At 68.5% G+C, this 17716-nt stretch carries 14 protein-coding genes; 9 read left to right on the top strand and 5 right to left on the bottom strand.

The annotated features are described in order from the left end of the window. Together VIL67_RS00840 and VIL67_RS00835 are read left to right on the top strand one after the other, a co-directional pair. On the top strand, positions 1-3707 hold a 3707-nt coding region (locus VIL67_RS00840; protein ID WP_332046946.1), incomplete at its 5' end, for a hybrid sensor histidine kinase/response regulator. A gap of 1 nt (position 3708) precedes the next feature. After that, positions 3709-5781: a response regulator gene (locus VIL67_RS00835; RefSeq protein WP_332046945.1), complete on the top strand. Its 2073-nt coding sequence runs from the start codon at positions 3709-3711 to the stop codon at positions 5779-5781. Positions 5782-5783: 2 nt separating this feature from the next. On the opposite strand, the gene VIL67_RS00830 is transcribed toward VIL67_RS00835, so the two are convergent. The 4 genes from VIL67_RS00830 to VIL67_RS00815 all read right to left on the bottom strand — a co-directional run bounded on the left by VIL67_RS00830 (position 5784) and on the right by VIL67_RS00815 (position 8831). Then, on the bottom strand, positions 5784-6053 hold the full coding sequence (locus tag VIL67_RS00830) for a hypothetical protein (protein WP_332046944.1): 270 nt from the start codon (positions 6051-6053) through the stop codon (positions 5784-5786). A 40-nt stretch (positions 6054-6093) separates the two neighbouring features. Continuing rightward, positions 6094-7170 (bottom strand): aldose 1-epimerase, encoded by a 1077-nt coding sequence (locus VIL67_RS00825; RefSeq protein WP_332046943.1) that lies wholly within the window; start codon positions 7168-7170, stop codon positions 6094-6096. 1 nt (position 7171) lies between these two features. Beyond that, positions 7172-8464, bottom strand: a complete 1293-nt coding sequence (locus VIL67_RS00820; RefSeq protein WP_332046942.1) for a family 1 glycosylhydrolase — start codon at positions 8462-8464, stop codon at positions 7172-7174. 127 nt (positions 8465-8591) lie between these two features. Next, on the bottom strand, positions 8592-8831 hold the full coding sequence (locus tag VIL67_RS00815) for a hypothetical protein (protein ID WP_332046941.1): 240 nt from the start codon (positions 8829-8831) through the stop codon (positions 8592-8594). A gap of 160 nt (positions 8832-8991) precedes the next feature. Here VIL67_RS00815 and VIL67_RS00810 point away from each other — a divergent pair, with 160 nt between their 5' ends. The 6 genes from VIL67_RS00810 (at position 8992) to VIL67_RS00785 (ending at position 14189) form a co-directional block, all read left to right on the top strand. Continuing rightward, the gene (locus tag VIL67_RS00810; protein WP_332046947.1) at positions 8992-9840 is read left to right on the top strand and encodes an SMP-30/gluconolactonase/LRE family protein; all 849 of its coding nucleotides are present in this window, start codon (positions 8992-8994) and stop codon (positions 9838-9840) included. Positions 9841-9915: 75 nt separating this feature from the next. Then, complete coding sequence (locus VIL67_RS00805) at positions 9916-11640, top strand: IlvD/Edd family dehydratase (protein ID WP_332046940.1); 1725 nt, start codon at positions 9916-9918, stop codon at positions 11638-11640. Continuing rightward, the gene (locus VIL67_RS00800) at positions 11640-12392 is read left to right on the top strand and encodes an SDR family NAD(P)-dependent oxidoreductase (protein ID WP_332046939.1); all 753 of its coding nucleotides are present in this window, start codon (positions 11640-11642) and stop codon (positions 12390-12392) included. Before VIL67_RS00805 ends, VIL67_RS00800 begins: the two co-directional genes overlap by 1 nt. After that, on the top strand, positions 12392-13309 hold the full coding sequence (locus VIL67_RS00795; protein ID WP_332046938.1) for a 2-dehydro-3-deoxygalactonokinase: 918 nt from the start codon (positions 12392-12394) through the stop codon (positions 13307-13309). Before VIL67_RS00800 ends, VIL67_RS00795 begins: the two co-directional genes overlap by 1 nt. Next, positions 13306-13929: a 2-dehydro-3-deoxy-6-phosphogalactonate aldolase gene (locus VIL67_RS00790; protein WP_332046937.1), complete on the top strand. Its 624-nt coding sequence runs from the start codon at positions 13306-13308 to the stop codon at positions 13927-13929. Before VIL67_RS00795 ends, VIL67_RS00790 begins: the two co-directional genes overlap by 4 nt. Positions 13930-13976: 47 nt before the next feature. Further along, positions 13977-14189, top strand: a complete 213-nt coding sequence (locus VIL67_RS00785) for a hypothetical protein (protein ID WP_332046936.1) — start codon at positions 13977-13979, stop codon at positions 14187-14189. Positions 14190-14217: 28 nt separating this feature from the next. Here the strand turns inward: VIL67_RS00785 and VIL67_RS00780 are convergent, their stop codons facing one another. After that, the gene (locus VIL67_RS00780) at positions 14218-16482 is read right to left on the bottom strand and encodes a family 1 glycosylhydrolase (RefSeq protein WP_332046935.1); all 2265 of its coding nucleotides are present in this window, start codon (positions 16480-16482) and stop codon (positions 14218-14220) included. 118 nt (positions 16483-16600) lie between these two features. Between VIL67_RS00780 and galE the strand changes: the two genes are divergently transcribed. After that, positions 16601-17653 (top strand): UDP-glucose 4-epimerase GalE, encoded by a 1053-nt coding sequence (gene galE / locus VIL67_RS00775; protein WP_332046934.1) that lies wholly within the window; start codon positions 16601-16603, stop codon positions 17651-17653. Positions 17654-17716 lie beyond the last annotated feature (63 nt).

Genomic DNA, 17716 nt, shown 5'->3' with positions numbered 1-17716 from the left:
CCTTCGCCTCGGAAGTGACCCGGGTGGCGCGGGAAGTGGGTACGGAAGGCAAGCTCGGCGGTCAGGCCCAGGTGAAGGGCGTCGCCGGCACCTGGAAGGACCTCACCGACAACGTGAACCTGATGGCCGCCAACCTGACCGGCCAGGTGCGGAACATCGCCGACGTGACCACCGCCGTGGCCAAGGGCGACCTCTCCAAGAAGATCACCGTGGACGTGCGGGGCGAAATCCTCGAGCTGAAGAACACCATCAACACCATGGTGGACCAGCTGAACTCCTTCGCCTCGGAAGTGACGCGGGTGGCGCGGGAAGTGGGTACGGAAGGCAAGCTGGGCGGCCAGGCGCAGGTGCCGGGCGTGGCCGGCACCTGGAAGGACCTCACCGACAACGTGAACATGATGGCCGCCAACCTGACCGGTCAAGTGCGGAACATCGCCGACGTCGTGACCGCGGTGGCCATGGGCGACCTGAAGCGGAAGCTGACCCTGGACGCCAAGGGCGAAATCGCCGCGCTGGCCGACACCATCAACGGGATGATCGAGACGCTGGCGACCTTCGCCGACCAGGTGACCAACGTGGCCCGCGAAGTGGGCTCCGAAGGCAAGCTGGGCGGCCAGGCGCGGGTGCCGGGCGCCGCCGGCCTGTGGCGCGACCTGACGGACAACGTGAACGAACTGGCCGCCAACCTGACCACCCAGGTGCGCGCCATCGCCGAAGTGTCCACCGCCGTGACGAAGGGCGACCTGACCCGGTCGATCACCGTCGAAGCGTCGGGCGAGGTGGAAGAGCTGAAGAACAACATCAACGAGATGATCCGGAACCTGAAGGATCAGACGTTGAAGAACACCGAGCAGGACTGGCTGAAGACCAACCTGGCCCGGTTCACCCGGATGCTGCAGGGCGAGCGCGACCTGTCGACCGTGTCGAACCTGGTGCTCTCCGAACTGGCGCCGCTGATCAACGCCCAGCACGCCGTGTTCTACGTCAGCGACCGTGACGACGAGGGCCAGATGGTCCTCAACCTCGCGGCCTCCTATGCCTTCAACAACCGCAAGCACCTGGCCAGCCAGTTCAAGCTGCGGGAAGGCCTGATCGGCCAGTGCGCGTACGAGAAGTCGCGCATCCTGCTGACCAACGTACCCAAGGACTACGTGCAGATCTCGTCCGGCCTGGGCGAAGCGCCTCCGGCCAACATCATCGTCCTGCCCGCCCTCTTCGAAGGCGAGGTGAAGGCGGTGATCGAGCTCGCCACCTTCGGCGAGTTCAACGAGACGCAGCAGCAGTTCCTCGACCAGCTGATGGAATCCATCGGCATCGTGCTGAACACCATCGCCGCGAACATGCGGACGGAAGGCCTGCTGAAGCAGTCGCAGCTGCTGACCTCCGAACTGCAGGCGCAGCAGGAGGAGCTGAAGAAGACCAACGACCGTCTGGAGCAACAGGCCGCGTCGCTGCGTCAGTCCGAAGAGCTGCTCCGCGCCAAGCAGGAGGAGCTGCAGCAGACCAACGCCGAGCTGCAGGAAAAGGCGCACCTGCTGTCGGTGCAGAACCAGCAGGTGGAAGCCAAGAACCGGGAAGTGGAGCAGGCGAAGCTGGCCCTCGAAGAGAAGGCCGAGCAGCTGGCGCTGACCTCCAAGTACAAGTCCGAGTTCCTGGCCAACATGTCGCACGAGCTGCGCACGCCGCTCAACTCGCTGCTGATCCTGTCGAAGCTGCTGGCCGACAACGGCCAGGGGAACCTCACCGACAAGCAGGTGGAGTTCGCCCGCAACATCCACGACGCGGGCACCGACCTCCTGGGGCTGATCAACGACATTCTCGACCTGTCGAAGATCGAGTCCGGCACCGTCACCCTGGACATCGGCGAGATGTCCTTCGCCAGCCTGCGCGACCAGGTCGATCGGACCTTCAGCCAGGTGGCGGCCGACAAGAAGCTGGAGTTCCAGGTCGAACTGGACGGCGCCCTGCCGCGGTCGATGTACACCGACGACAAGCGCCTGCAGCAGATCATCAAGAACCTGCTGTCGAACGCCTTCAAGTTCACGGAAAAGGGCCATGTGAAACTGAAGGTCGCGCGCGCTCACGGCGGCTGGCACACCACCAACGACCACCTCAACACCGCGGGCCAGGTGCTGGCGTTCTCGGTGGAGGACACCGGCATCGGCATCCCCGAGGACAAGCAGCGCATCATCTTCGAGGCCTTCCAGCAGGCCGACGGCACCACCAGCCGGAAGTACGGCGGCACGGGCCTGGGTCTGTCGATCAGCCGCGAAATCACGCGCCTGCTCGGCGGCGAGCTGAAGGTGACGTCGGTGCCCGGCAAGGGCTCGACCTTCACCCTCTTCCTGCCGCTGAACTTCAGCCCGGCGGCGCAAACGCCGTCGACGCCCCGTCCCGCGGGGATGCCGCAGCTGCCGCGCCCGATGCTGATGCCGTCGTCCTTCTCGGAAGAGCCGGTGGAAGCCGTGGCCGACGACCGCGACAGCATCCGCTCCGGCGACTCGGTGGTGCTGATCGTCGAGGACGATCCCCGCTTCGCCTCGATCCTGCTCAGCCTCGTGCACGAGAGCGGGTTCAAGGGTGTGGTGACCGGGGAGGGCGCCGCGGCGCCGTCGCTGGCCCGCCGCTTCGGGCCTGACGCCATCATGCTCGACATCGGCCTGCCCGACATGGACGGCCTGGCTCTGCTGGACCTCCTGAAGCGTACCCCCGAGACGCGGCACATCCCGGTGCACGTGATCTCCGCGGACGATCAGAAGGGCCTCGGCTTGTCGATGGGCGCCTTCGGCTTCACCCATAAGCCGGTGGAGCGCGAGGTGGTGGTCTCGACCCTCCAGGGGGTGAAGAGCTTCGTCGAGAAGGTCGAACGGCGGATCGTGCTGGTGGGCTCGGAAGGCGAGGCGGCCGACACCCTGCGGCAGTGCTTCACCCAGGTTGAGGTCGTCTCCGACCTGGCCCAGGTGCTCACCCGCTCGCAGGCGGACCGTCCGGACGGCCTCATGATCGAGGCCGCGGCCCTGCCGGTCCACGAGTTGGTGGAGCAGCTGAAGCAGTCGGACGGCCGCATGGTCCCGGCGGTGGTCTATGCGCCGCAGGAACTTGAAGCCGACGACGACCGGCGGCTGCGGCTGGCGGTGTTCGGCGGCCTGGTGCGGCTCGCCCGCACGACGGACCAGCTGGTCGACCAGGCGAGCCTGCTGCTCCACGAGCCGCTGGAACGCCTCTCGGCGCCCGCCAAGGCCAAGCTTAACCAGAGCAAGCACGACGACGCGGTGCTCACCGGTCGCAAGGTGGTGGTGATCGACGACGACATCCGCAATATCTTCTCGCTGGCCTCGGCCCTCGAGGAGTACGGGATCGAGCTCAGCTACGCCGAGAGCGGCCGCGCGGGGCTCGAGGTGCTCGACGCCAAGCCCGACGTGGACGTGGTTCTTGTGGACATCATGATGCCGGATATGGACGGCTACGAGACGATCCGCGAAATCCGTTCGCGGCCCGGCCTTACCGACCTGCCGATCGTCGCGGTGACCGCCAAGGCCATGAAGGGAGACCGCCAGAAGTGCATCCAAGCCGGGGCCTCGGACTATGTCTCGAAGCCGGTGGACATCGACCACCTGGTGTCGGTGCTGCGCGTCTCGATCCAACGCGCGGATGCGATGAAGCTGGCCAGCGACACGGTCGTCTCCCTGATCCCGCAAGCGAGCTGACGTGAGCCGAGCCGCACCCGCGAGCGCGCTTGCGCGGCCCTGGCGGGCGGAGGCCCCGGCCCCGCCCGACCTGGAGCAGCCGCTAAAGGCGCGGATCCTGATCGTCGACGACGACGAGCGGAACGCCTTTGCGGCCGTCCAGGCGCTCGAGGAACTGGGCCATGAGCTGGTGGTGGCCCGCTCGGGCGAGGAGGCGCTGCGGCGCCTCCTCACCGAGGAGTTCGCCCTCATCCTGCTCGACCTGCACATGCCGGGCATGGATGGCTATGAGACGGCGGCGCTGATCCGCTCGCGCAAGCGCACGCGGGACACGCCCATCGTCTTCCTGACCGCGATCTTCCGGGACGAGGCGCACGTCTTCCAGGCCTACTCGGCCGGGGCCGTGGACGTGGTCTTCAAGCCGGTGGACCCGTTCATCCTCAAGTCCAAGGTGACGGTCCTCACGGACCTCTACCTGAAGACGGAGGAGGTGAAGCGCCAGTCGGCCTACCAGCAGTGGCTGCTCGACGAGCATGCCCGGGTCAAGGCAGAGAAGGACCTGACGGAGCGGGCGCTGCGGCGCACCGAGGCGCGGCAGGAGGCCATCCTCCAGTCGCTGCCGATCGTCTTCACCTCGCGCAGCCTCGAGCCGCCGTTCGCGCCCCAGTTCGTCTCGGAATCGGTGAAGGACATCCTGGGCTTCCCGGCGAGCCGCTTCGTCGACGAGCCGGAGTTCGGGTCAAGCCGGATCCACCCCGACGATGTCGACCGGGTGGTCGACGCCTTCGCGCGCGCGGCCCAGACCGGCCGCTACTCCTGCGAGTTCCGTTGGCTGTGCGCCGATGGCCAGTACAAGGTCCTGCACGACCAAGGCGTGGTGGCGGCGGGCGTCGACGGCGGCGCGCGCGAGATCTTCGGCGTGATCCTGGACGCCACCGACCGCCACAGCCTGGAGGAACAGCTCGCCCAGGCCCGGAAGATGGAGGCGGTGGGCCAGCTTACCGGCGGCGTCGCCCACGACTTCAACAACCTGCTGACCGTCGTGCTGGGCAACATCGACATGATGGCCCGCAAGGTCGAGGACGACGCTCGCCGGATGCGCAGGATCGACGCCATCCGCCAGGCGGCGGAGCGCGGCCGCGACCTGACCCGGCAGCTGCTCGCCTTCTCGCGTCGCCAGCACCTCACGCCGGTGACCATCGACGTCAATGTGCTGATCCACGACTTCGCGCCCCTGATCCGTCAGGCGGTCGGCGAGGCGGTCACCGTGGACCTGCGCTTCGCCGACGAGGCGCTCTGCGCCCACGTGGACCCGACCCAGCTCGAGACGGCGCTGCTGAACCTGGCGGTGAACGCCCGGGACGCCATGCCCGAGGGCGGGGTGCTGACCATCGCCACGCGACGCGACGCCGGGCGGATCGCCATCGAAGTGAGCGACACCGGCGTGGGTATGGCGCAGGAGGTGCGCGACCGCGTCTTCGAACCGTTCTTCACCACGAAAGAGGTGGGCAAGGGCTCTGGCCTGGGGCTCAGCCAGGTCTACGGCTTCGTGCAGCAGTCGGAGGGCGAGGTGCGGCTCGATAGCGCGCCGGGCGAGGGTACGACCTTCCACCTGCTGCTGCCGGCCTCGTCCACACCGGCCGAGGTCGTGAAGCCGTCGGAGCGGGTCAAGACAATCGAGGGCGGAGACGAGCGGATCCTGGTGGTCGAGGACGACCCCACGGTGCTGGCCCTGACCATGGATATGCTGAGCGGGCTCGGCTATCGCGTGACCACCGCCACCAACGCCGCCGAGGCGCTGGAGGTGATCCATTCGCCCGCCGAGATCGACCTGCTGTTCACCGACGTGGTGATGCCCGGCGGCGTCAGCGGGGTGAGCCTCGCGCGCACCGCCCGCGAGATCCGCCCTGATCTGCGGGTGCTGCTGACCTCGGGGTTCGTGGGCGAAGGCGCAGTCATCGAGAACGCGGAGTTCCCGCTGCTCGACAAGCCCTACGAGATCGCACTCCTGGCGGCCAAGCTCCGCAAGCTGCTGGACAAGCCCGGCCGCGGGAAAAAGGATCGGGCGGCCCGGGGCGTCGCCGCCGCGGAATAGGCTCAGCCGCGGGCGATCGACCGAATGGCCGCCGCCAGGCGCCGGGCCCGTGCGCGGCCCATCCCCGCCTGCCGCGCGCCGTCGCTGAGGCTGCGTGCGATGGCTTCCAATTCCTGGGGCCGGTCGTCCGCGCTGCAGGCGTCCGCCAGCATCGAGGCCTCGGTCATCAGGTCCTGGCGCAACTCTGGCGGGCACGCCGCCAGCAGCGCCTCATCGAAGTCTATGATCTCGGCCGTCCCCGCCTGGGCGGCCGGTCGTCGCAAGCTTTCCATGGCGCCCTCGTTCTGGGCGGGGGTAACCGATGGATGTTCCTCAGGTTCCTACGGCAAAGGCCTCCAGGCGCACCTCATAGGATAAATTCTCGCCGGGCTGGAGCTGGGCCATGCCGGTGTCGACGCCTGCTGGCCAGATGTCGGCATAGGGCTCGGCCAGGTTGAACTGCGGCTCCACGACCACGAAGGGCTGGCCCGGGGGCGCGTAGACCTGGACCGCCTTCACCTGCGGGGTGGAGGTGCGGATCCGCACGCCGACGCTCGCCGCAGGATCGCGCAGCTCGACCACGACCTCGCCCGCCTCCCGTCGCAGGGCGGTGAAGCAGTCGTCTAGGTAGAGGTCGCCCAGCGCCAGGCCTTCACGCGCCCCGAAATCGTAGGGCGTGCCTTCGGTGGGCAGCAGCCGCCCCGTCGGCAGGACCTCGTCATAGTCGTTCACCTCGGTGCGCAGGTCGGCGGCGACCCGGAGGCGGGCCTGTCGCCGATCACCGCTGGGCAGCTGGAAGTAGGGATGCCAACCGACGCCCAGGGGCAGGGGCTCGGCGCCCACGTTGCGGACATCGATCCTCAGGACCAGGGCGCCGCCCTCCAGACGGTATTCGAAATCAAGATCGGCCTTGCCGGGCCACCGGCCGCCGAAGTCGCCGGCGGCGAGGCGGCCTCGAACGCGGCTCTCCTGCGCCTCGAACGGGACGGCGGCGTCCAGGATCAGGCCGTGCATGGCGTATTGCGCCGCGCCCGGCGCCTTGCCGCCCCAGTTGCGCGGCAGCCGGGCGGGGCGGCCGTCGATCAAGGCCTCGATCTCCCGCTCGCCTTGGACGTCGCGGCCGCGGATGCGATTGGCGTACGGGATGAGCAGGGCGCCCCCAAAGGCGAAGGCGCGGTTGCCGGCAAAGTCGTCGGCGCCGCCGGCGAGCTCGCGGGCGGCCTCATCAAGGGGCGGCGCGTGCAGGGCGTCCACGACCTCCCCGGAGGGCAGGCGTAGCCTGGCCTGCAGCAGCATCATGCCGCGACCGGGGAGAACGGTGGCCTCCGTAAAGGCCGGACCCGCCTCGGGCAGGTCCCGGGCCTGCAGGACGACGGCCGGTGCGCCGCCGATCTGCGGGGCGCCCGCCATCCTAGGCCTGCCGCGTCTCGCCGGCGGCGAGCTCCACGGCGCGCAGGTGCCGCGCGTCTGCGCGGTGCCGCTCGGCCGCAGGCTGCTCGTACTCCGAAGGGGGCACGATCGGCACGGACAGGCAGACGCTCTGGGTCGGCAGCACCTCGCGCCAGTCGGCGATCAGCTGCTTGTAGGAGCGCCCCACGGGCCGAATCTCGCGGTTCATGTCGTAGAGCCCGACCGGGTGGACCCGGCCGTTGTTCTCGCGAAGCCCGGTGTCCCAGTCCACCTGATCGGTGAGCGAGTACCAGGTGAAGCCGACCGTGGGGACGCCGTCGTTGCGGACGCGCAGGACGTTGGCCCATTCCTTCCAGAGCCAGTTCACCGCCTCGTCGCCGTTCGGGCCTTCGACGATGTTGGTCTCGGTGTGCATCACCGGCAGGCGGTAGCGGTTGTAGTACTGCCGGGTGATCTCCGAATAGCCGAAGATCTCGCCGGAGGCCCGGGTCGTGCCGTCGGCGGCCACCCGGTGCTCGTTGGTCCAGTAGTAGTCGTTCCCCAGGATGCAGTGGTGATGCAGGGCGTTGCCGAGGAAGAAATGGTACTCCTCGCGCGTCATCCCGTTGTCCATCAGGTACTCGTACATCTCCGAGTCGACCCGGTGGCCGTAGTTCAGGTCCAGCGACAGGAAGCGTTTGGAGTTCTCGATCTCGGCGGGCTTGATGGCGGCGGGATTCTCGGCGTGGAAGTACTCCGAGGACTCACTCTGGATGAAGATGGCGTCCGGCCGGATCTTCAGGATTTCCTGCATCGCCCGGACGTTGGCCTTGACGATGTGCTTGAGCGCGGTGACGAACGTCAGGTCCGTCGTGCCCTGCTCGTTCCACCACCCGTACTTCCCGGAGAACTGGGCGCAGATGAACATCTCGTTCACCGGCGTATAGAGCTGCACCCACGGGAACCGGCGGGCGAAGGCGGCCGCGTATTTCGCGAAAACCTCGGGAAAGTCCGGGTTCTGGAAGTCCCCGATCCAGTCGGGCACGCCGAAGTGGCACAGGTCGACGATCGGCACGATGTCCCGCCGCTTCAGTTCGGCGAAGGTGACGTCGGAGAACTCCCAGTCGTACCGATCGGGCCCCAGAAGGCTGGTGTGCAGCGGCGGGCCATAGCGCAGGAACTTCAGCCCGATCTCCTCGACCAGCTCGAAGTCCTTTCGCCAATGGCGATAATGGCCACAGGACTCCATTTGGTCCACGCGCACGCGGCCGTTCTTGATCTTCGGGATGCTGTTCTCGATCCCGGTGGCGAACATAAAGGCGGAGATGACGCGTCCTCCGAATTGCCGCGCGAACGCACGGCGCCCCGAAGCCGGTAGAACTCCGGGGCGCTGGGCTCGGTTCATACATTTTCCGTCGGCGGGCCGACGGAGTGAAGGGGGCTTATTCCGCGGCTTCGGCCAGGGTCTGGCCGTTGATCTTGCGGCAGCGGGAGACGAGGGCGAGATGGTCGGCGCCGTTGACGACGTTGCGGACCCAGGCCTTGTCGCCGTGCAGGGCGATCACCTCGAAGTGCGGAAACAGGTTGGGCCCTGTGCGCACGAGATCGCCGACGGTGATATCCTCGTCGTACTCGCGCTCATGGCTGATCGAAAACACGTCTGAATAGCTGGACAACGACATCTGTGGGATCCCCTCCCGATTCTGTCGTCTAAGATAGTAGGCCCCCGACTCTGAACGGAAGCAAAACGCCCACGTCAGGGTGTCGCAGGTCTGCCGACAACAGTGTTCGCAGAACGATCGCACGATTCCGGACAATTGATCACAGGAGACCCCCTTGACCGTGCGTTGTGTCGTCCAAGCCTCTGATCAACTTGGAGAAGGGCCCGTGTGGGCGGCCGCCGAGCAGCGGCTCTACTGGTTCGACATCAAGGGTCGCAGGTTGAGCTGGTACGAGCCTGCGACTCAGGCGCGTGGGGCATTCGACCTCCCCCTGCGCGCCAGCGCCGCAGCTCCGAGGGAGTCCGGCGGCCTGCTGCTGGCCACCGAGCGGGGACTGGCGTTCTGCGACGCCCAGGCAGGGACCATGGAACTGGTCCAACCTTTTGACCTCGGCGAGGGCTTTCGGACCAACGACGGCAAGATCGATCCGCAGGGCCGGTTCTGGTGGAGCACCATGGACGACAACGGCGGCGAACGGCCGGGCGCCGTCTACCGCACCGGGCCCGACATGAAGACCGTGAAGGTCATGACCGGCATCCACATCCCCAACACCATCTCGGTCACCGGCGACGGCAAGCTGCTCTACATGGCCGACTCCAAGCGCCAGACGATTTTCGCGCACCAGGTGGAGGATCTCTCGAAGGCGCGTGAGTTCGCCCATACCCGCGGCGAGGCGGGCTCTCCCGACGGCTCGGCCATCGATGCGGAAGGATATCTCTGGAACGCGCAGTGGGGCGCCTGGCGGATCGTGCGTTACGACCCCTTCGGGCGCATCAACCGGATCGTCGAGGTTCCGGTGGAACAGCCGACCAGCTGCGCCTTCGGCGGCCCGGACCTGTCAACTCTCTACATCACCAGCGCCTGGGACGAGCTCAGCGACGAAGCCCGCGCCCGTCAGCCGCTGGCCGGCGGCCTGTTCGCCTTCGACCCGGGCGTGAAAGGGCTGGCGCTTCCGGCTTTCCAGGGGTGAATAGGGCTGAACCCCGGCTCCGGCTCAGGGGTTAAGCGACCAGCATCTCCAGGCAAGAAGAAGGGTCGACGCGGCATGGCCGACAAACCGCTGCGCAGCCAAAGAAGCTACGGGAAGCTCGACCGGGACGGCTTCATCCACCGCAGCTGGATCAAGGGGACCGGCCTGCCGGACCACGTGTTCGACGGCCGGCCGATCATCGGCATCTGCAACACCTGGTCGGAGCTGGTCACCTGCCAGTTCCACCTCCGCGACCTTGCCGAGTACGTGAAGCGGGGGATCTGGGAGGCGGGCGGGGTGCCCATCGAGTTCCCGGCCATGAGCCTGCCTGAGACCCAGATGCGGCCCACGGCCATGCTGTTCCGGAACCTCCTGGCCATGGAGGTGGAGGAGAGCATCCGCGCCAACCCGATCGACGGGGTGGTGCTGCTGGGCGGTTGCGACAAGACCACGCCGGGCCAGCTCATGGGCGCGGCCTCGGTGGACCTGCCGACGATGGTGGTCTCGTCCGGCCCGATGCTGAACGGCAAGTGGCAGGGCAAGGACATCGGCTCGGGGACCGACGTCTGGCGCTTCTCGGAGATGGTGCGAGCCGGCGAGATGAGCCTGAAGGACTTCCTCTCGGCCGAGAGCTCCATGAGCCGCAGCCATGGGGTCTGCAACACCATGGGCACGGCCTCGACTATCGCCAGCCTGGTGGAGGCGTTGGGCATGAGCCTGCCGAACAACGCCTCGCTGCCCGGAGTGGACTCGCGCCGAAAGACCCTGGCCCACCTCACCGGCAACCGGATCGTCGAGCTGGTGAAGCAGGACATCCGCCTGTCCCAGATCCTCACCCGCGAGGCGTTCGAGAACGCCATCCTGATGCACGCCGCGATCGGCGGCTCGACGAACGCCGTGGTCCACCTGCTGGCCCTGGCGGGCCGGGTCGGCGTGGAGCTGACGCTGGAGGACTTCGACCGCATCGGCCGCGAGAGCCCGCTGCTGGTGAACCTGATGCCGTCGGGCAAGTACCTGATGGAGGACTTCTGCTACGCCGGCGGTTGCCCGGCGGTGCTGCGCGAGCTGGGCGACCGGGTGCGCCGCGACGCCCTGACGGTCAGCGGCCACACGCAGGGCGAGATCGCCGACGCCGCCGAGGTCTGGAACCGCGACGTGATCGGCAGCCTGGACCAGCCCGTGGGGCCCTCATCGGGTGTCTGGGTGCTGCGCGGCAACCTCTGTCCCGACGGCGCGATCATCAAACCGAGCGCGGCCTCGCCCGAGCTGCTGACCCACCGCGGGCGCGCCGTCGTGTTCGAGGACATCGAGGACTACCACGCGCGCATCGACGATCCCGACCTCCAGGTCGACGAGACCTCGATCCTGGTGCTCAAGGGATGCGGGCCGAAGGGCTACCCGGGCATGCCCGAGGTGGGCAACATGGCCCTGCCGCCGAAGCTCTTGCAGAAGGGTGTGCGCGACATGGTCCGCATCTCGGACGCGCGCATGAGCGGCACGGCCTATGGCACGGTGATCCTGCACGTGGCCCCCGAAGCCGAGGCCGGCGGGCCGCTGGCCCTCGTGCAGAATGGCGACGAAATCGAGTTCAACGGGCCGGAGCGGAGCCTGAACCTGCTGGTGGACGAGGCCGAGCTGGAGCGTCGACGGGAGGCCTGGGAGGCCGCCCGCAAGCCAAGCCAGTTCACCCGCGGCTGGTACAAGCTCTACATCGACACCGTCATGCAGGCCGACCAGGGCGCCGACCTCGAGTTCCTGGTGGGCAAGTCGTCCAGCGAAGTGACCCGGGAAAGCCACTGATGGCCTTCGCCAGCTATCCAAGCCTCAGGGACCGCACCGTCTTCATCACGGGCGGCGCCTCCGGCATCGGCGCGGAGTTCGTGGCGCAGTTCCACGCCCAGGGCTCGAGGGTCGCCTTCGTGGACCTGCAGGAGGACGAGGGGCAGGCGCTCGCGAAGCGGCTGGGGCAGGGCGCCTGGTTCCGCCGCTGCGACGTCACGGACGTCGCCGCCCTGCAGGGCGCGATCCGCGACGGGGCCGAAGCCTTGGGCCCCGTCACGGTGCTGATCAACAACGTCGCCAACGACACGCGCCACAAGGCGGCCGAAACCGGCATCGAGGCTTGGCGCCGCGGCCTGGCGGTGAACCTCGACCCGGCCTTCGTGGCCTCGACCGCTGTCTATCCGATGATGAAGGCCGCCGGAGGCGGCTCGATCGTCAACGTCAGCTCGATCAACGCCATCTGGGGCCCGGCCGACATGGCCACCTACGTGGCGGCGAAAGGCGCCATCAATTCCTTGTCCAAGGGATTGGCCCGGGAGTGGGGACCGGACCGGATCCGGGTGAACGCACTCTCGCCTGGCTGGGTGATCACCGAGCGGCAGCTCGAGCTCTGGCTGACGCCCGAGGCGGAGGCGGATTGGGCCAAGCAGGTGGCCCTCAAGGACCGGCTGATGCCGGAGGACATCGCGCGCGCGGCCCTGTTCCTGGCCTCCGACGACAGCCGGATGATGACGGGTCAGAACATGATCGTCGACGCGGGGCGGCTCTGATGGCCAACGCCGCACTGCTTGCCTGCGACTGGGGCACAACCAACCTGCGGGCCTGGACGCTCGATGCGCACGGGCGGGTGGTGGACCACAAGGAGTTCGATCTCGGAGTCTCCAAGCTCAAGCCCGGCGAGGCGGCCCGGCGCTTCGAGGCCGAGGTGCAGCCGGCGTTCGCCGCGCAAGGCTTGCCGGCGATCCTTTGCGGGATGGTGGGCTCGAACCTTGGCTGGACGGTCGCCCCCTACGCCGACTGTCCCGCCGGCCTGGACGAGCTCGCCCGGGCGCTGGTGGCGGTGGAGGCGCACGGGACCTGGGCGCGTATCGTTCCCGGCATGCGCAGCGAGGGCCTGTCGGGCAATCCCGACGTCATGCGTGGTGAGGAGACCCAGCTGATGGGCTGGCTCGCCCAGAATCCGGACCGCTGTCGCGGTCGCCATGTGGTCTGCCATCCGGGCACCCACGCCAAATGGATGCTGGTGGAGGACGGCCGCCTGGCGCGCTTCGTCACGGCCATGACCGGCGAGCTGTTCGCCGTACTGGGAAACCACAGCGTCTTGAAGAGCGATGCGCCGGCCGACGACCAGGAGGCCTTCGCGGAGGGCCTTGCGGCGGCTGGCGACGGGGACGCCCTGGCGGCGCGCCTGTTCACCGCCCGGGCGCGGGTGGTTGGCGGCGGGAAGCGGGCGGAGAGCACGCCCAGCTACCTGTCCGGCCTGCTGATCGGCTCCGAGACGGCCAGCGTGCCGCGGCTGCTGGGCCTCAGTGGGGAGGAGCCGGTCGCCCTGCTTGGCGATGCGCGGCTGTGCGCCCTCTATGCGCAGGCTCTGGCGCGTGGCGGCGTGGCTCACGAAACGTTCGACGGCGAGGCGGCGGCCGTGGCCGGCCTCTTCGCGCTCTACCAGCTGGGACAAGCCGCATGACCCTCGACGACGCTCTTGCGCAATGCCCGGTGGTGGCGATTGTCCGCGGCATCCGGCCTGACGAAGTTCTCGACCACGCCGCCGCTCTGCTGGAAGCGGGGGTGCCCGGCATCGAGGTGCCGCTGAACTCACCCGACCCCATCGAGAGCGTGCGGGCGCTGGCTACCGAGTTCGGCGACCGCATGGTGGTGGGCGCGGGAACCGTCCTGACGCCCGAACGGGTGGAGGCCGTCGCCCAGGCGGGGGGACGGATCATCATCTCGCCCAACACCCGCCCGGAGGTCATCCGCCGCACCGTGGAGCTCGGGCTGGATCCCGCTCCCGGGTTCGCCACGCCAAGCGAAGCCTTCACCGCCATCGAAGCCGGCGCGCGCCACCTGAAGCTGTTCCCCGCCGCCACCTATGGCTCGGTGCACGTGAAGCAGATCAAGGCCGTGCTGCCGCCGGAGGCGGTGGTCTGGGCCGTGGGGGGCGTGGGGCCGGACAGCATGGCGGAGTGGTGGGCGGCCGGCTGTCGCGCCTTCGGGCTGGGCGGCGAGCTGTACCGGGCGGGCCAGTCCGTGGCCGAGACGCGTGAGAAGGCGCGGCGCGTGGTCGAAGCGGCGCGCGCTCTTCGCTGAACCGCCGCCGCGCCCACGGGTTTAGCTCGGGAACGGAGGGATCCCCGATGAAACAGCTGACCCGATTCTCGATCGACGTGCGCGAGACCGACTTCGTGCTGAGCCTGGAGGACGACTCCGGGACGCGGCACGAGTTCGCCGCCTCGCCGGAACAGCTCGACGCTGTGATCGACGCCCTCGACGAACTGCTCTCCGAACATGAGGAGGAGTTGTTCGAAGTGGAAGACGACGGTCCGACCTACCAGAAGCCCCTCGGCTGAGGCTGAGCAGCCGGCAGCGGGAAGGAGCTCAGGCTTCTTCCTGCTGCTCGCCTGCCGGCGTGCGGGCGAAGAGGTCAGGTCGACCATCGGCGATCGCCTCGGCCTCCGCCAGGAATTCCGCGTCGGCCACCACCGCGGCGTAGCGCGCGATGGCGTTCTCCAGCGACGGCATGACCTGGGCGTGCTCGGTGCCCAGCGGCGCATAGGAGGGGCGCGGGGCCGGCCAGCCGAACGTGGCGGAGTCGACGCCGAGGACCAGTCGTTCGTCCAGACCGAGCGCCCGCGCGATCCGCCGGGCGAACTCGGCCCAGGAGGCCTCGCCCGGGTTGGCGAGGTGGCGGATGCCCGTCTCACCATCGATCATCAGGTCCAGCGTCGCGTCCACGAGGTCAGGCACGTAGGTCGGCGAGACCACCAGATCCTCGGCGGCGGTCAGCTCCTGGCCCGAGCCCACGGTGCGAAGGACATGCGCGGCGAAGTTGTGCGGGTCGAACGGGGAGAAGAAGGCCGCCGTGCGGATCATCAGCGACTGGCCGCCCAGGTCCAGGATCTCCGCCTCAGCGCGGGCTTTGCTCCGGCCATAGACGTTGAGTGGCGATGTGGGATCGCTCTCGACGTAGGCGGCGCCCTTTCGCCCGTCGAACACCAGGTCGCTGGAATACCCAACAGTGGGGATGCCGCGGTCGCGGCACAGGCGAGCGAGGCGCACAGCGCCCTCGGCGTTAGCCGCCATGCACGCCTCCGCCTCCGCCTCGGCGTCGTCCACCCGGACCCAGCCCGCGGCGTTGATCACGCCCCAGGGCTCGCAGGCGTCGAGCACACGGGCGATCGAGTCTTCGTCGGCCAGGGCAAGTTCGTGGCGGCTCGTCAGCCGGTAATCGATGCCGCGCCACTCGCAGGCTCTCGCCAGCGCCTTGCCGAGGGTGCCGGTCGCGCCGACGATGAGCAGGGGCCTCGCGGCCGGGTGTTCGGTGCGCCATTCCGGCCGCGGCTCCGGCGAGTCCACCGTCCGGAAGACCGGGCGGAACTCCAGGCGGATGTCACGCCGCCACCAGCCCGGCCCCTGGGTTGCCGGATGGGGCTGGCCGTGGCCGCGACCGATCCGTTGCAGCTCGGCGGCGATCGCGGTGGGGCGCGGCGCACCGGTGCGGACGTCGAAGGCGCCCACTTCGTAGTGGCCAATGTGGCGGGTGAGCAGGCTGTTCCAGTCGTAGGTGCCCAGTAAGGCCCAGGCAGTGACGGCGCGGACGTCCACCCCCCGCCCACGCAGGCGCTGCGCCGAATCCCAGGCCTCTCGGACCCAGCGAACCTGCTCCTCGCGCGTGCAGCCGTTGTGGGATTCCGTGACCGCCAGCGGCCGGCCGTACCGCGCCCAGGCCTCGTCCAGCACCCCCTCCAGGCCGCCGGGGGCGGGCAGGGCGACGCGGATCGCCTCGACGTCGGCGTAGGCGGTGAACTGGTTCCCGCCGCGCCGCTCGGGCGGGTAGTCGTCGACCCGGTGGTCGAGGAAGCGATCCGAGGTGAGATAGTGGTTCACGCCCAGCACATCCGGTGGGCAAGGGTCATCTGCGATGGCGCGCAGGCGGTCGCCGAAGCCTAGGGATTCGAGCCGGTCCCACATCAGGTGGCCAGGGATCACCGCACCGGCCAACAGGTCCCAGGTCATCCACCGGCGGGCGTTGTCATAGTCGGCCTGGTGCTTCACCGCGCGGGTGGAATAGGTGCGGCCGAGGTCCTCCGTCTGGATCAGCTTCGCGTGCGGGTTGACGCCGCGGATCTCGCGCATCGCCAGGCGAACGCCGTCGATCTGGTTGAACAAGGCCGCCCAGAACATGTGTTCGTCGGCCAGGTGCGGATACCAATGGCCGTAGAGGGCGGAGAAGCGCGCGGTGGTCAGCGGCTCGTTGATCGGCGTCCACTCAGCGACCCAGGGATAGCGCTCGGCCGCGGCGCGGGCGTAGCGCGCGAAGGCCGGGGCGAAGCCGGGATCGACGAGGCTCGTGTAGCGTGGGCCGCTTCCATGATGCAGGAGCCCGACGATCGGTCGCATCCCCAGTTTCCGGATGCGCCCCAGTCGTTCGTCGGTCCAGCTCCAGTCCAGGTGGTCGGGAGACTGCGGCGCCACCCGCTCCCATAGGACGGGGTAGCGTAGCGCCCTGAGGCCAAGCGCCGCGAAGCGGTCCAGGTCCTCGACGCGTTGCTGGTGCCCCGACCGGACAGTCTGGTCGTGGAACGTTCCGCCGACGCGGTTCACGGTGCATTCGTGACCGCCCCAAAGCTCGAGTTCAGGCATTCACCCTGGCTTTCCCGTCACATCCCGAAAGCCTAAAGCCGCAGCTTGATCAAAACGTTCCCCCCCTAGCTTGGCTATTGGCGGGGAACGGTTCCGGAGGCGGAGGATTAAGGCCTTCATGGATCGGGGAACAAAGCCCGCCGTTCTCGTGACCGGCGGGGCCGGCTACATCGGCGCACATACCGCAAAGGCTCTGCACGAGCAGGGTTTTCTTCCAGTCGTGTTCGACAGCCTGAGTTCGGGCTTCCGAGAGGCTGTCCGCTGGGGGCCGTTCGTCCACGGCGACATCCGCGATGCGGGCGCTCTGGCGGAGGCCATCGACGCGCACAACGTGAAGGCCGTCATCCACTTCGCCGGCCTCATCGAAGTCGGACGCTCCGTTGTGAAGCCGGACCTGTTCTGGGAACACAACGTCGGCGGCACGGTGACCCTGCTGTCGACCATGCGCGAAAAGGGCGTGAACCGCCTGGTCTTCTCCTCCTCGGCGGCGGTCTATGGCCAAGGCGGTCGCGGACCTCTGGAGACCATCCCCGAGCCGGCGCCGAAGGCGCCCGCCAGCCCGTATGGCGACACCAAGCTCGCCTGCGAATGGATGATCGAGGCGCAGTGCCGCGCCTATGGCCTTACCGCGGTCGCCCTGCGCTACTTCAATGCGGCCGGCGCGGATCCCTCGGGGCTCATCGGCGAGGCGCACGAGCCCGAGACCCACCTCATTCCACTGGCCATCGCCGCGGCTCTCGGGGACGGCAAACCGCTGACGGTGTTCGGTTCTGACTTCGACACGCCCGATGGCACCTGCCTGCGTGACTACATCCATGTGAACGACCTTGCGGCCGCCCACGTGGAGGCCCTGAAGGTCGACCTGCCCGCTGGCGCCTACGAGGCGGTCAACGTCGGCACTGGGGTCGGCGCCTCTGTTGTCGAGGTGGTGGAGGCCGTCGGCCGCGCCGTCGGTCGGCCAGTGCCCCACAGCGTCGGAGCGCGGCGGGCCGGCGATCCGCCGAGTCTGGTCGCCAACCCAGGCCGGGCAGGTGAGCTGCTGGGCTGGAAGCCGGTGTGCTCGTCGCTCGACCAGATCGTGGCCGATGCGCTTCGCTGGGAACGTGCGCCTCAGTACGGGGCGGGTGTCCGCGGCGGTCGCTGCACGTCGGTCGAGAAGGCGCGGGCCTAAGGTCGACGTGTCGAGCTCACCGTGGCGTGTACTCGCGGCAGGCCCCACTTAGCTTTTGATTAC

It is taken from the genome of Phenylobacterium sp. (assembly GCF_036563385.1).
GTDB lineage: Bacteria > Pseudomonadota > Alphaproteobacteria > Caulobacterales > Caulobacteraceae > Phenylobacterium.
Note: the sequence above shows the minus strand (reverse complement) of the source record. Positions and strands in the feature narration are given on the sequence as shown.

Coding starts and splice junctions, on each gene's coding strand:
- VIL67_RS00830 (WP_332046944.1), bottom strand. CDS start 6,053: ATGGAAAGCTTGCGACGACCGGCCGCCCAGGCGGGGACGGCCGAGATC.
- VIL67_RS00825 (WP_332046943.1), bottom strand. CDS start 7,170: ATGGCGGGCGCCCCGCAGATCGGCGGCGCACCGGCCGTCGTCCTGCAG.
- VIL67_RS00820 (WP_332046942.1), bottom strand. CDS start 8,464: ATGTTCGCCACCGGGATCGAGAACAGCATCCCGAAGATCAAGAACGGC.
- VIL67_RS00815 (WP_332046941.1), bottom strand. CDS start 8,831: ATGTCGTTGTCCAGCTATTCAGACGTGTTTTCGATCAGCCATGAGCGC.
- VIL67_RS00805 (WP_332046940.1), top strand. CDS start 9,916: ATGGCCGACAAACCGCTGCGCAGCCAAAGAAGCTACGGGAAGCTCGAC.
- VIL67_RS00800 (WP_332046939.1), top strand. CDS start 11,640: ATGGCCTTCGCCAGCTATCCAAGCCTCAGGGACCGCACCGTCTTCATC.
- VIL67_RS00795 (WP_332046938.1), top strand. CDS start 12,392: ATGGCCAACGCCGCACTGCTTGCCTGCGACTGGGGCACAACCAACCTG.
- VIL67_RS00790 (WP_332046937.1), top strand. CDS start 13,306: ATGACCCTCGACGACGCTCTTGCGCAATGCCCGGTGGTGGCGATTGTC.
- VIL67_RS00785 (WP_332046936.1), top strand. CDS start 13,977: ATGAAACAGCTGACCCGATTCTCGATCGACGTGCGCGAGACCGACTTC.
- VIL67_RS00780 (WP_332046935.1), bottom strand. CDS start 16,482: ATGCCTGAACTCGAGCTTTGGGGCGGTCACGAATGCACCGTGAACCGC.
- galE (WP_332046934.1), top strand. CDS start 16,601: ATGGATCGGGGAACAAAGCCCGCCGTTCTCGTGACCGGCGGGGCCGGC.